14 protein-coding genes are annotated in these 12,769 nt (G+C 55.9%); 9 read left to right on the forward strand and 5 right to left on the reverse strand.

The annotated features are described in order from the left end of the window. Window positions 1–164 precede the first annotated feature (164 nt). From AC2FIM_RS12790 to AC2FIM_RS12805, 4 genes are all read left to right on the forward strand, one after another. On the forward strand, window positions 165–1,412 hold the full coding sequence (locus tag AC2FIM_RS12790) for a flagellin N-terminal helical domain-containing protein (RefSeq protein ID WP_271949609.1): 1,248 nt from the start codon (window positions 165–167) through the stop codon (window positions 1,410–1,412). 77 nt (window positions 1,413–1,489) lie between these two features. Next, window positions 1,490–1,864 (forward strand): flagellar biosynthesis regulator FlaF, encoded by a 375-nt coding sequence (gene flaF / locus AC2FIM_RS12795; protein ID WP_271949611.1) that lies wholly within the window; start codon window positions 1,490–1,492, stop codon window positions 1,862–1,864. After that, a complete protein-coding gene (flbT, locus tag AC2FIM_RS12800) occupies window positions 1,864–2,265 on the forward strand; it encodes a flagellar biosynthesis repressor FlbT (protein WP_271949613.1) in 402 nt (133 codons plus the stop codon). Before flaF ends, flbT begins: the two co-directional genes overlap by 1 nt. After that, the gene (locus AC2FIM_RS12805; RefSeq protein WP_496708155.1) at window positions 2,262–3,053 is read left to right on the forward strand and encodes a DUF1217 domain-containing protein; all 792 of its coding nucleotides are present in this window, start codon (window positions 2,262–2,264) and stop codon (window positions 3,051–3,053) included. Before flbT ends, AC2FIM_RS12805 begins: the two co-directional genes overlap by 4 nt. Window positions 3,054–3,102: 49 nt before the next feature. Here the strand turns inward: AC2FIM_RS12805 and AC2FIM_RS12810 are convergent, their stop codons facing one another. From AC2FIM_RS12810 to AC2FIM_RS12820, 3 genes are all read right to left on the reverse strand, one after another. Continuing rightward, window positions 3,103–4,674, reverse strand: a complete 1,572-nt coding sequence (locus AC2FIM_RS12810) for a DUF427 domain-containing protein (protein WP_496708154.1) — start codon at window positions 4,672–4,674, stop codon at window positions 3,103–3,105. Between the two features lie 82 nt (window positions 4,675–4,756). Next, window positions 4,757–5,458 (reverse strand): winged helix-turn-helix domain-containing protein, encoded by a 702-nt coding sequence (locus AC2FIM_RS12815; protein ID WP_142637147.1) that lies wholly within the window; start codon window positions 5,456–5,458, stop codon window positions 4,757–4,759. Beyond that, window positions 5,430–5,717, reverse strand: coding sequence for a hypothetical protein (locus AC2FIM_RS12820; protein WP_271949620.1), 288 nt, complete (start codon window positions 5,715–5,717; stop codon window positions 5,430–5,432). The genes AC2FIM_RS12815 and AC2FIM_RS12820 overlap by 29 nt, the downstream gene beginning before the upstream one ends. Before the next feature lie 175 nt (window positions 5,718–5,892). Here AC2FIM_RS12820 and AC2FIM_RS12825 point away from each other — a divergent pair, with 175 nt between their 5' ends. The 4 genes from AC2FIM_RS12825 (at window position 5,893) to AC2FIM_RS12840 (ending at window position 9,846) form a co-directional block, all read left to right on the forward strand. After that, complete coding sequence (locus tag AC2FIM_RS12825) at window positions 5,893–6,381, forward strand: hypothetical protein (protein WP_271949623.1); 489 nt, start codon at window positions 5,893–5,895, stop codon at window positions 6,379–6,381. Between the two features lie 109 nt (window positions 6,382–6,490). Then, entirely contained in the window at window positions 6,491–7,108 is a 618-nt protein-coding gene (gene rnhB, locus AC2FIM_RS12830) for a ribonuclease HII (protein ID WP_496677845.1), read from the forward strand. Window positions 7,109–7,214: 106 nt separating this feature from the next. Continuing rightward, window positions 7,215–8,318 carry a site-specific DNA-methyltransferase gene (locus tag AC2FIM_RS12835; RefSeq protein ID WP_142637139.1) on the forward strand — a complete coding sequence of 368 codons (1,104 nt, stop codon included), beginning with the start codon at window positions 7,215–7,217 and terminating at the stop codon, window positions 8,316–8,318. Between the two features lie 145 nt (window positions 8,319–8,463). Further along, a complete protein-coding gene (locus AC2FIM_RS12840) occupies window positions 8,464–9,846 on the forward strand; it encodes an adenylate/guanylate cyclase domain-containing protein (RefSeq protein ID WP_282021983.1) in 1,383 nt (460 codons plus the stop codon). An 84-nt stretch (window positions 9,847–9,930) separates the two neighbouring features. Here AC2FIM_RS12840 and AC2FIM_RS12845 read toward each other — a convergent pair whose 3' ends face one another. Together AC2FIM_RS12845 and mutY are read right to left on the reverse strand one after the other, a co-directional pair. After that, window positions 9,931–11,067 carry an alkane 1-monooxygenase gene (locus AC2FIM_RS12845; protein WP_496677844.1) on the reverse strand — a complete coding sequence of 379 codons (1,137 nt, stop codon included), beginning with the start codon at window positions 11,065–11,067 and terminating at the stop codon, window positions 9,931–9,933. A gap of 58 nt (window positions 11,068–11,125) precedes the next feature. Beyond that, entirely contained in the window at window positions 11,126–12,181 is a 1,056-nt protein-coding gene (gene mutY / locus AC2FIM_RS12850; protein ID WP_496677842.1) for an A/G-specific adenine glycosylase, read from the reverse strand. A gap of 81 nt (window positions 12,182–12,262) precedes the next feature. Here mutY and AC2FIM_RS12855 point away from each other — a divergent pair, with 81 nt between their 5' ends. Then, window positions 12,263–12,769 (forward strand): DUF721 domain-containing protein, encoded by a 507-nt coding sequence (locus AC2FIM_RS12855; RefSeq protein WP_496677841.1) that lies wholly within the window; start codon window positions 12,263–12,265, stop codon window positions 12,767–12,769.

The raw sequence follows: 12,769 nt of genomic DNA on the forward strand, positions 1-12,769 counted from the left end.
GCACTCCGTTAGGAGATCGGCGTCAAAGGTGATCCTGCATCTGGAAACTCAGATGGCGCGAAAAGCCCGACGGCGGGTCGCAGTGATCAGAAAGACGTCAAAGCCCGTACATGTTGCGGGGTAAGCAAGGGCGCAAAAGGCCCGAACGGAAAAGGAAGAAAGCTATGTCCAGCATTCTGACAAACAACGGCGCAATGGTTGCGCTGCAAACCCTGAAATCGGTCAACAGGAACCTGGCGCAGACCCAGAACGCGATTTCGACCGGTAAAGACGTCGCCACAGCCAAGGACAATTCAGCCGTCTGGGCGATTTCCAAAGTCATGGAGTCGGACGTTAAGGGGTTCAACGCCATCAAAGACAGTTTGGCACTGGGTGAATCGACCGTTGCGGTGGCCCGGAACGCGTCCGAGACAGTCACTGACCTGCTGTCCCAGATGAAAGAGAAGATCGTTGCGGCACAGGAAGACAATGTTGACCGCGGCAAAATCAATGACGACGTGACTGCTCTTAAAGATCAGATCGCATCGGTGGTTGGAGCGGCGCAGTTTAACGGGCTTAACCTGGTTGACGGGTCGGCGGGTACAGCCTCGATCCTGTCGTCTCTGGATCGTGACTCCAGTGGCAACGTAACCGCATCTTCGATTTCGGTGGCCTCGCAGAACCTGTCCACAGGTGGGTATGCCAGCAAAGGTGTTCTGGCCGGCTCGGACAACGTCACAACCGACAATGACGCCGCGGGCTTCACGATGGACAAAGCTGGTGGAACCGGCGACATCGTGGTGGACAGTTCAACGGACAACTTTGCTGCTGGTGACAAGATCTCGATCACTATTGGTGACAAGGTTGCGTCCTACACGGTGCAAGCTGCTGATCTGGACCCATCTGGAACATATGACGCCGCTTATACGGATGCCATTGTTGCCGTTGGCCTGAAAAATCAGATCGATTCCCTGGGGATCACGGGTGTCGCAATCGACTATGACTCGGCCAACCCGGGCACTTTGACATTTGTAACCGGTGCTGCGACGGCTGGTGCCGACGCTGATCGGGACGTTACTGTCTCGGCGCAGTTCACCAATGCCAATGCAGGTGGCCTGGGGGCGTTGGCTTCGATTGATGTTTCGACAGATGCTGGTGCTCAGGCGGCGCTGGGTACTATCGAGACCTTGATCGACACGTCCATTGATGCATCTGCGGCGTTTGGTTCGTCTCAGGGCCGGATCGAAACGCAGAAAGAATTCATCTCGAATCTTTCTGACTCGTTCAAGTCCGGTATCGGAGCGCTGGTTGACGCTGATATGGAAGAAACCTCGGCCCGTCTGCAGGCCCTGCAGGTACAGCAGCAACTGGCAACGCAGTCGTTGTCGATTGCCAACCAGGCGCCGCAGTCGATCCTGTCTCTGTTCCGCTAAGTTCAGGACCCTGGCCGGGGCGTGGAGACGCGCCCCGGCTTTGACCGCCGTAAGACGGCCTTTTGGAAGGATTTCAAGTGACACCGCAAACTCTTGCACAACGCGCCTATGCGCAGACCGCTGCTCCGACGCGCACACCGCGTGATACGGAATATGAGGCGATTTCCAAGATCACGCATCGGTTGAAGGCTGCGGCCGCGCGGCACAAAACCGACTTTGGAGCGTTTGTTCAGGCTTTGCATGAAAACCGGAGGCTTTGGTCTGTGTTGGCAAACGGGGTTGCCGATTCCGATAACGCCTTGCCGAATGACCTTCGCGCCCGGATTTTCTATCTAGCTGAGTTCACCGAACAGCACAGCAGCCAGATACTCAGCAATAAGGCTTCGGTAGAGCCCCTTCTGGAAATAAACATGGCCGTTCTCAAAGGCCTTCGGCAAATGGGTGCGAATTGATGGCGGGTTTGGTATTGAAGCTAGCACCAAAAGAACGCGTGCTGATTAATGGTGTAGTTGTGGAAAACGGCGATCGTAGAAGTCGGTTTTCAATCATGACACCACAGGCAAATGTCCTGCGTTTGCGCGATGCGATACATCCTGATGAGGTGAACACACCCGTTCGCAGAGTGTGCTATGCGACGCAACTGGTTCTGTCTGGAGACATGGAAGCTGAAAGCGCCCGCCAACAACTGCTGCGTCGGGTGGAAGAGTTGAGCCAAGTGTTTACGGATGCGGACAGCCGCAGAGTTTTGGCCGAGGCAACCGAAGCTTTGTTGGCCGAGCAATATTACAAATGCCTCAAATCCCTGCGTGCTTTGCTACCGCGAGAAGAGCGCCTCATGGCTTACCAGCAATGACCTTTCAGCCGGTCATACCCTCAGGTGGCATTGTTGGCTGGCGGTTCATTCAGCGCACCTACGAAGGCCAGTTGAACAGCTTTTCCTCTTCGACGGTCAATGAGCGTGAGGCGACGTATTTCCGGGAAAACATCGGCAAGGTTCAGACGGCTGAAGATCTGGTTTCTGACCGCCGGCTGCTACAGGTTGCCTTGGGCGCATTTGGTCTGGAGGGCGACATCGACAACCGCTATTTCATCCAGAAAATCCTGTCAGATGGAACGAGCGCAGATGATGCTTTGTCCAATCGCCTATCTGACAAAAGATACCGTGAATTCTCTGAGGCATTTGGACTGGGCCCTGGCGAAATTCGAAGAACCATTCTTTCGACATTTATGGAGGATATTGCCCGGGACAACGTGACCTCGCGCTTTGAGGTCGCCGTGGGTGAACAGGACGAGTCAATGCGCATATCTCTCTATGCACAACATGCGCTGGCTGAGTTGGCATCGCAAGACAGCAGTGGTGACACGAAATGGTTCGACTTGATGGGTCTACCGCCGTTGCGAAAGATGATGGAGACGGCGCTTGGGTTGCCCTCAAGCTTTGGTCAGTTGGACATCGACAAGCAGCTTGAGGTGTTCAAGGATAGGTTGTCGAACCTGACTGGATCTGACGATTTAGCGCAGTTCGCGGATGAAGAGGCGATCGGGGATTTGACCGACAGATACCTTGCGCGCAGTCAGATCGCGCAGCTTCAAAGCACAATTTCCCCGGCCCAAACCGCGTTGCTTCTGCTGGGCGGATAGTGCTGTCCCTATCGCAAGATGCGTGAGTATCAAACGCAACTTCGCGCGACTAGCCGTTCAGAATCGCGTCCGCCGAGGTTTTGAGCGCGTATGAGCACACGGGTTGTGACACGTTGTGCAGCTTGACCTCTCCAAGTGGCAAAGCGTCTGTACAGGCCGGCACGATGTCTTTGGTAACAACGATCCTGTGATTCACGATCTTGCTGTATTCCCCAAGCCGTGCGGCGACGTTTGCCGCTTGTCCGATGACGGTGAAGTCTAACCGTTCGCGCGACCCGATATTGCCGTAAGTTACGCGCCCATAAGCGACACCAATCGAACAGTCGCAATGCATGTCCGACCCGGACTTGCGCAGCTCTCCTAACCTTTCAACGATTCCAACTGCTGATCGCTGCGCGTTTTCGCGGGCTAAGGCAGAATCTTCGCCTGCCGGGAATACAGCAAGAACAGCGTCCCCGATGAATTTCAGAACTTCACCACCGTTTTCGTCGACGATGTCCGAGACCGTTTCAAAGAAGTCATTCAGCAGGTTGATATAGGCGGCGCGGCCCAGCTTTTCTTCCAACAGGGTAGAATTGCGCAAGTCGCAGAACATGATGGCTGCATCAATCTCATCCCCGTCGCCACGACGGATTTCTCCGCCCAGGACACGCGCGCCGGTCCGCTTTCCGACATAGGTTTCCAGCAATACCTGGGCGTTTTCGCGCTGCATGAAGACTTCGTAGAACCGGGCAATCACCGAGGAGCATTCGAACACCAGCCCAAGATTGGCCGTTGTGAACCCGTCGGGGTGATCGCAAGTCAGCGTCAAGACATTGGTGCGCCCGTCGGAAAATGGCAGGGGCATCGCGACATAGTCGGTCGCCCCTTTGGCGCGCAGGTCTTCCATGATTGGAAAGCTGTGCTGAGGGTTCTCGTCATTCAGCCTTTGGCGCACGCCGCCCATACCGTTGGACACGTGGCGCAGAGGGCTGTTGATATAGGCGGGGTGGTCGTGGATTTCATAGGTGGGCACATTGGTCGAAATCTCGGCCTCACCCTTTTCCCAAATATAGTGTTTGCCCGCGATCAACGGATGTAGGGACCAGGCAAGGATACTGAGGCGCTGAATGGCAATTCCATGTTCCAGCATCTTCTCGGCCAGCGCTTTGGTGAATGCTTCGGGCGTGCTGAGATCACTGGCCCCCCGCATCAGCCAATCAATCAGCGGCCCGCTGATATTGCCGTCTTCCGGGTTGCGCAGGTTGTTTTCACCCAGCTCAATCCGCGTATATGCGGTGGGCATAAAGCCGATATGGCCCTGGATCGCGGCGCTTTCGGGCAGGGCGTTCTCGTAGGCCCAGACGGAGTTGGCCAATCGTTGACCCGCCAGAACGACATCGTGGTAAGTGGCGGTGCCCTTGAACGGGCAGAATGTCTGAAGTTCGGTCTCATCGCTGAGATCGACATGTACATCCTGACGGGGGATGTAGATCATCGGCGGCAACCGAGTTTCGTACATTACCTTGGCATCAAAGCTTTCAGCCAGAAGGATCTCATCCCGGTAGATTGCGATACGGCCGACAAGTGGTTCGACCGAGATCCCATAGCCTTTGATATTTGGAGTCACGTGAACGTTCATAATCATCCTCCCTGGCACGGGTCTTTATAGGATGGGCGTTTGATCCGTGTTTTCCAAGGGGCAGAGCAGGATTTTCCCAATATCAAATCATCTGAATGACGTCTTTTTCAATCGACAACATATAGCCTTTTTTAGCGATGTTCTTGACCAGCAACTCGCTGACCATCTGATTGCCCAAAGCATCGCGCAGGCGCTTGATCCGCGTCGCGCCAGCAGCCTCGTCACAATCAGCGGTGCTTTTGCCGGAAATCATCGCCTCGATCTGAATGCCGGATAGTACCTCGTCATCCAACCGGGATTCGGCAAGAACTGACAGGGTTTCCATCGCCGACGCAGTCAGTTTGAAATCCATGTTATTGAGATAGACGGTATTCTCTTCCCGGCTGATCAAAAGTGAAGTGACCTGAATCCCAGTGCGCTCAATCTGTGCCATGCGTCGGTTCAACAGCACCAGCATGACCAGAAACACCAGCGCAGCAATCAGCATTGCAGTGGCGAAAACCAGCAAAACAAAGATAACCATGCGGTAACTGGACAATGTATCGGCAAAGGCAGTGCCGGACTGGGCCAGAATCTCGAGTAGGCGAATCTCGGTCTGCGAGGTCAGATCACTCTCGACGAACAGACGTTCGACGCGGGCATTGAACGCGTTTGCATCTGGCAATGTCCAGAACAGAAAGGCGGCAGAGGCCACAAGTATGACAACGATTACCGTGATGCCCGCGCCAACCAACCTGACGCCCGAGCGCCGTGCCTCAGTAACGGAGATAGAATTTTCCGGCATTGGCCTTCCTTTTATCCAACCCTTCCGGTCCAAAAACGGACATGACGTTCAGCAGGGTCCAGCCCGAGCTGCGCAGCCGTTGCGCGACCTCTTTTTTGGCTTTTCCTTTGCCGCAGGACGAAACCTGCATGACGCCATAATGCAGGCGCAACGGATTGTCCTGCTTGGCCTTGTAATCGGCATAGCAGTCCGCTGCTGACGCCATGGAACCAAGCGATATCAGGGCCCCGATGGCCAGAGAAGAGAGGATCTGTTTCATAGGCCGCATCCTGCGCATGGCTTTGGTTGATATTCAATAACGCAAAGGGGTTTCGCGGTCTGATATCGGATAACAAAACGGCGTTATTGCTTGTCTGAAGGGGACATCCCCAATGTCGGGTCATCGAATTTACGGACTGTCATCACGTCCACCGAGTACCCGAAAGGACAGCACCATGCATAAGAAATTCATCGCTCTGATCATTGCCTCTGCAGTCGCAATTACCGGCGTTTCTGCATCCCAGGCCCGTGCCGCTGATGCAGAAGATATTCTTGGCGGGCTGGCGGCGATTGCCTTGATTGGCGCTGCCATCCATCATTTTGACAAGCAAGGCGACAGCAAAAAGGTTACCCGCAACTACAACCACGTGTATCAGCCCCCCAAACAGCACATCCAGAGGACCCCCAGGCATCGGCCGAACCATATCCGTCCCTTGCCCGAGCGCGTTGCGCGCTATAGTCTGCCGCAACGGTGCCTGGAAACCTTCAAGGGCTATGGCAAAAAGCGCCCGCTTCTGGGGACGCGCTGCCTGGATAAGCACTACAAATACGCCAATAGCCTGCCCAAAAAGTGCAAGGTCGGTTTCTGGAATGGCAATAAGGTCAAGCGGGCCTATGAACCCGCCTGCCTGCGCCAACAGGGATACCGCGTCGTTTACAAGTAACACGGTTCGAGCAGGAGTGGTGCCTTAGAAGCATCACGTCGGAGAGGGCAGCGATTGCTGTCCTCTCTTTTTTCTTGCGCAATCGGGGAAAACAGGATTTTCCCAAAACATGACCACACCGGATTATGAGATTGAAAAAGCCGCTCTTGCGCAAGGATATCTGCGGATTGCCGGTGTCGATGAGGTTGGCCGAGGTCCGCTGGCCGGTCCTGTTGTGGCTGCTGCAGTGATCCTGAATCCTGCGGAAATTCCCCAAGGTCTGAACGATTCAAAGAAACTCTCGGCCAAGCGCCGGGCCGCATTGGATACTGCCCTGCGTGGCTGCGCCGAATTCGCGGTGGCCGAGGCTTCGGTGGCCGAGATTGATGAGCACAACATCTTGCGTGCCTCGCATCTGGCGATGGAGCGCGCGGTGGCGGCGCTGGATCCCCCCCCGGATTATCTGTTGATCGACGGAAATATGATTCCGCGCGGACTGGCCATTCCGGCGCAGGCAGTGGTCAAAGGCGATGCCCATTCCGTGTCGATCGCCGCAGCTTCGATCCTTGCCAAAAACTGGCGCGATCAACTGATGGTGGATTTGGCGCAACAGCATCCGGGATACGGCTGGGAGACAAATGCCGGTTATCCGTCAAAACAACACAAGGATGCGCTGCGAAATCTTGGTGTGACCCCTCACCATAGAGTTTCGTTCAAGCCCGTCCACAATATGTTGTATCAAGAGTAAATCGTAAGCCGCTGATTCAAAAAAGAAATTGACGGCGAATCGTCTTTGACTCATCCTTGTCTCAACCAAATGAGCGCATAAGCGCCGTGGAACTTGAGGCAGCGATATGACAACGACTACCAAAAAGGGCGCGACAGCGCTCCCTGTAAACACGATCCTATCCGGGGACTGCATCGAAGTGATGAACAGTCTGCCCGAGGCTTCGGTTGACCTGATTTTTGCCGATCCCCCATATAATCTGCAGTTGAAAGGGCAACTGCACCGCCCCGATAACAGCCAAGTGGATGCAGTCGATGATCACTGGGACCAGTTTTCCAGCTTTGGCGTCTACGACCAGTTCACGCGGGAATGGCTGAAGGCGGCCCATCGTCTGCTGAAGCCCAATGGCGCGATCTGGGTGATTGGATCGTATCACAACATTTTCCGTGTTGGGTCTGCGTTGCAGGATGCTGGGTATTGGATCCTCAACGATGTAGTTTGGCGTAAATCGAACCCGATGCCGAATTTCCGTGGCAAGCGGTTCACAAATGCGCATGAGACAATGATCTGGGCCTCCAAGCGTGAAGGGGCGAAATACACCTTCAACTATGAGGCACTGAAAGCGTTGAACGAAGGCGTCCAGATGCGCAGCGACTGGGTGCTGCCGATCTGCACTGGCCATGAACGGCTCAAGGATGAAAACGGCGACAAGGCGCATCCGACGCAGAAACCGGAATCATTGCTGCACCGCGTGCTGGTTGGATCAACCAATCCGGGTGACGTTATTCTGGACCCGTTCTTTGGCACCGGGACTACAGGGGCCGTGGCCAAGATGCTGGGTCGCGAATTCATCGGGATCGAGCGCGAAGAAAGTTATCGCAAAGTGGCCGAAAAGCGCATCGCGAAAGTGCGTAAATTCGACCGCGAGGCGCTGGAGGTCAGCGCCAGCAAACGCGCCGAGCCACGCGTGCCCTTTGGCCAGTTGGTCGAACGCGGCATGCTACGCCCGGGCGAGGAACTCTATTCCATGAACCAGCGTCACAAGGCCAAGGTCCGCGCCGATGGGACACTGGTGGGGCAAAATATCAAGGGTTCGATCCATCAGGTTGGTGCCCATCTCGAGAATGCGCCCTCCTGCAACGGCTGGACCTACTGGTGCTTCAAGCGCGACGGCAAAACCGTGCCGATCGACGTCTTGCGTCAGCAGATCCGGTCCGAGATGCACAACTGATAGACCAATACCGCCGGTGCCTGTGGCCTGACACAAGGCACTAAGCCTTGCCCCGCCGATCAACGGCGGGGTCTTTTGTTTCTTTCCCTGATGAGTTCCGATATGAGCCTATTGAAGCAATCGGCGCAGTGTAGGAGCTTTCGCAATGTCGGACACAGCAGCCAGCGAACCTCGGGCTAGGTGGTTCTTTTTCACCCGTCCGAACGAAGTAGAAATCGAGAATAAATACACCGAAGCTGCGCTGGAACGGCACAAGCGCGAGGGGCTGGAGCTTGCTGTCCGGGCCCGCTGGATCGCAATGGGTCTGACTGGCCTTTTGTTGATCTTCCTGAACCCGCATTGGGAGGTCCTTTGGTATCATTTCATCCTTTTGCTGATTTGCGCAAATGGTTGGATGATCCGACGGGCAGGCCGTGTGGGGCAATCTCGGACAGAGTTGCTGCTTATCTTTGTTGACCTTTTGATTATGACTTTGGGAATGATCATTCCCAACCCGTTCAGCGATGATGTGCGCCCATTGGCAATGCAATTCCGGTTTGACAACTTTCAGTATTTCTTCGTCATTCTTGCAGCAGGAACCATGGCCTATTCCTGGCGCACGGTGATTGCCATAGGCACATGGACTGCAATAATCTGGACTACCGGATGGGTGATTGCCTGGTGGGTTGCGGTTCCGATTCCCGGCATAAGTGAGAAAGTGGCCGAGGCCTTGCAGGGGTATCCGGATGTAGCCGAAATGTTGGATCCAAATAGTTTCAGATCTTCGATCCGAATCCAGCAAGTGATTGTGTTCCTGATGGTGGCGGTGACGCTGGGCGTGTCGATGCGGCGGCTCAATCATCTGCTGATGACCAATGCTGGGTTGGAACGGGAACGAGCGAACCTGTCGCGATATTTCTCACCAAATGTGGTGGAGGAACTGAGCCAAAATGACGATCCGCTCAAACAGGTGCGAAAAGAGAATGTCGCAGTGCTCTTCATCGATATTGTGGGGTTCACCAAATATGCGGCGGGCCGTGATCCTTATGACGTGATCGAGGTGCTGCGTGGATTTCATGCCAGGATGGAGGCCGAAGTGTTCCGCCATCATGGGACATTGGACAAGTACTTAGGCGATGGTCTTATGGCAACTTTCGGGACCCCGGTGACGACACCGTTGGATGCGACCAACGCGGTATCCTGCGCGCGCGGCATGGTGACTGTGATTGACCGGTGGAACATAGAACGTAGACGTGCCGGAGAGCCCGAGATTCGTGTTGGCATCGGTGTCCATTATGGCTCGGTTGTTTTGGGGGATATTGGCGCCAACCGTCTGGAATTTGCTGTGATCGGTGATGCGGTAAATGTCGCTGCGAAACTTGAGGCAATGACCCGCGAGCTGCAGGCCCGGATCGTGCTGAGTGATGCGGTGCGCCTGCAGCTTGAGCAGGAAGGGAGCAGTGCCTCCGAACTGACAGCCGAATTTACCGAAAACAAGGGCCACCCTGTGCGCGGTGTTGAATACCCGATGGATATCTGGGTGATGTAGCTCAGGGCTCTCTGGCCGATGGACCATGCATCAAAGACGCAGGGCCAGTCGTTGGGCCGGGCAGCGCGCCGAGGCGCGCTGCGGTCAGGACCCTGGCATCGGGTTTTGTGACTTGTTGTAGGGTTGCCAGTCTGTGACTTCGGGGTAGTACCTGCGCCGCCAATCCCGCACACGGGGGTTCATGACACGCCGCCAGAGCGGTGGGATCATCGCGGCGATCGTCATCACTGGGTATCCGTAGGGCAGTTGCGGTGCGGTGTTCTGATCGTGATGTTGAAGCAGTGGAAATCGACGGTTGGGTTTGTAGTGATGGTCCGAGTGGCGCTGTAGATTGATCAGCAGCCAGTTCGACGCTTTTTGCGACGCGTTCCACGAATGACAGGGCAGGACGTGTTCGTATTTCCCCTGGCCCAGATATTTTCGGGTCAGCCCGTAATGTTCGACATAGTTCACCAGTTCAAGCTGCCAGATGGCGACGCCGGCCTGAATCAGGAACAGGACAAGGCCGGACCATCCTCCAATCAAACCTGCCAGGGTCAGCATACCACACTGTAACATCCAATACCGCCAGAACGGGTTTGCGCGGTCAGTCCAGGGTTGGTTCTTGCGCGCCAGTTTCTCGCGCTCGGCATGAAAGGCGGAGGCCAGGCATTGCCACAGAACACGCGGATAGAAGCGATGAAAGCCTTCGTTGTATCGTGCTGTTACCGGATCGCGCGGGGTTCCGACATAGCGGTGGTGAACCAGCAAATGTTCGGACCGGAAGTGCGAGTACAAGACCATGGCCAGCAGGATGTCGCCAAGCCCGCGCTCCAGTCGGCCCTTCTGGTGCATCAGTTCGTGGCTGTAGTTGATTCCAATCGTCCCCGAGATCACACCCATGCCAAAGAACAGGCCGATCTTTTCTGGTGAAGACAGGTGAGAGCTGTGCGTCACATACCAAAGCAGCCCGTAAAGGGTCAGGAACTGTACCGGAACCCAGGCTTTGGTCAGCAGGATATACCAGCGCAACATGCTGTCCGGCGTATCTGGGTCCGCATTTTCGAGGTCGAGCCCGGTGAGCTGATCCAGCGCGGCAAATATCCACCATGTTGAAAGCGGCACCAGCAAGACCCACCAGCCACCCACAAAGGCCGTGGCCCAAATCAATGGAATCAGCAAAAACGAGACCCAGAATGGAAGGGTGGATTGCCAGCGAGTCAATGTTTCAGATGCGATCATCAAAAGCTCCGGTCGACGCGGGACAGACTATCCGTAGGTCGTGTTTCAGCATAATGTGTTACTGGTTGCGCCAGAGGTCAAATGCCTTGCGCATGACCGTCGGCAGATCGCTGGGCCGAAAGGCATGTTTATCAAGCAAGATCATGTCCTCCGGTGCCGCACCGGGCGGTAAAGAGGTTGCCCAAACCTGCAGGATCAGGTGGAAATGCGTGAACGTGTGGCGCACTTCGCCCGGTAGAACGCGCCAGTCCGCCGCAAACGGCGCGGTGTCAGACGGCGCATCGGACCATTCGGATCCCGGCCATCCCAGCATACCGCCCAAAAGCCCTTTGTCTGGGCGGCGTTCAAGCAACATCGCCCCGTCCGCTGTCTGGGTGATGTAGACATGGCCATAACGTGTGGGTTTTGGCTTTTTCGGTGTTTTGCGGGGCAGATCGGCCTGGGTACCCGCAGCGTGGGAGCGGCAACGCGTGCGCATTGGACATATCCCGCATGCCGGGGATCTTGGGGTGCAGACAGTCGCACCCAGATCCATCACGGCCTGTGCATAGTCGCCCGGACGCACCGCTGGGGTCAATGCAGCTGCACGTTGCTTGAGTTGTGGTTTTGACCCCGGCAGCGGATCGTGAATGTCGTATAGGCGGGCTATGACACGTTCGACATTGCCGTCCAACACGGTTTCCGGACGATCAAAGGCAATGGCTGCAATCGCGGCGGCTGTATACGGGCCTATGCCCGGCAGGTTCAGCAGCTCATCGTGTGAGTCGGGAAAACAGCCATCATGGCTTTCAACCACAACGCGCGCGCATTTCAGCAGATTGCGGGCGCGGGCATAATATCCCAGACCGGCCCATTCCCCCATGACCTGCTCGTCAGGCGCTGCGGCCAGTGATTCAACTGTCGGCCACCGAGATGTGAACCGCAGGAAATAGTCGCGCACCGCTGCCACAGTTGTCTGCTGTAGCATGACTTCGGACAGCCAAACCCGATAGGGGTCAGGACGCATTCCGGAAGACCTATCGGCAGGACCGATGCGCCATGGCATTTCACGGGCATTGCGGTCGTACCAGGCCAGCAACTCATCGCTGAAGTCAATTTCGTGGGTGTCACGCAAGTTTTACATATCTCCTTGTCGGGTTTCGCTGGCGCCCGGTGTTCTGCCCTTTACAATAGAGAGACAGGAGTTGGAAACCAGATGCAGCCCAGACGTTCTTCGACACGCGGCTTTAAACGTACTGCGACATTGCTGAACGGCCAGATCAGGCGCGCCGGGGAAAGCCGGGGATTCGCCGTTTCACGCCTGTTGACCCATTGGGCCGAGATCGTCGGACAGGATGTGGCCTCGATCGCGCGGCCGGTTAACGTAGGCTATGGCAAGGGCGGTATGGGGGCCACGCTGACGGTGCTGACCACCGGCCCGCAGGCGCCGATGCTGGAAATGCAGAAGGAACAGCTGCGCGGTAAGGTGAATGCGGTCTATGGCTATAATGCGATTAGTCGGGTGCGCATCACCCAGACGGCTCCTACAGGATTTGCCGAGGGGCAGGCCAGCTTCGACCACAAGCCGAAACAGGTGAAACCCACAATCGAACCAGAAATTGCAGCCGAGGCAGACCGGGCTGCGCAGGGCGTCCATGATGGCGATCTGCGTACAGCCCTTGAACGTCTGGGCCGTAACGTTTTATCCAAGCAAAAACGCTGA

The organism is Ruegeria sp. CDSC052 (genome assembly GCF_059610685.1).

Bases quoted from the DNA above. Each gene is read 5' to 3' on its own strand.
- AC2FIM_RS12790 (WP_271949609.1), top strand. From the start codon at position 165: ATGTCCAGCATTCTGACAAACAACGGCGCAATGGTTGCGCTGCAAACC.
- AC2FIM_RS12820 (WP_271949620.1), bottom strand. From the start codon at position 5,717: ATGAAACAGATCCTCTCTTCTCTGGCCATCGGGGCCCTGATATCGCTT.
- AC2FIM_RS12840 (WP_282021983.1), top strand. From the start codon at position 8,464: ATGTCGGACACAGCAGCCAGCGAACCTCGGGCTAGGTGGTTCTTTTTC.
- AC2FIM_RS12810 (WP_496708154.1), bottom strand. From the start codon at position 4,674: ATGAACGTTCACGTGACTCCAAATATCAAAGGCTATGGGATCTCGGTC.
- flbT (WP_271949613.1), top strand. From the start codon at position 1,864: ATGGCGGGTTTGGTATTGAAGCTAGCACCAAAAGAACGCGTGCTGATT.
- AC2FIM_RS12815 (WP_142637147.1), bottom strand. From the start codon at position 5,458: ATGCCGGAAAATTCTATCTCCGTTACTGAGGCACGGCGCTCGGGCGTC.
- AC2FIM_RS12835 (WP_142637139.1), top strand. From the start codon at position 7,215: ATGACAACGACTACCAAAAAGGGCGCGACAGCGCTCCCTGTAAACACG.
- AC2FIM_RS12805 (WP_496708155.1), top strand. From the start codon at position 2,262: ATGACCTTTCAGCCGGTCATACCCTCAGGTGGCATTGTTGGCTGGCGG.
- AC2FIM_RS12855 (WP_496677841.1), top strand. From the start codon at position 12,263: ATGCAGCCCAGACGTTCTTCGACACGCGGCTTTAAACGTACTGCGACA.
- AC2FIM_RS12845 (WP_496677844.1), bottom strand. From the start codon at position 11,067: ATGATCGCATCTGAAACATTGACTCGCTGGCAATCCACCCTTCCATTC.
- AC2FIM_RS12825 (WP_271949623.1), top strand. From the start codon at position 5,893: ATGCATAAGAAATTCATCGCTCTGATCATTGCCTCTGCAGTCGCAATT.
- rnhB (WP_496677845.1), top strand. From the start codon at position 6,491: ATGACCACACCGGATTATGAGATTGAAAAAGCCGCTCTTGCGCAAGGA.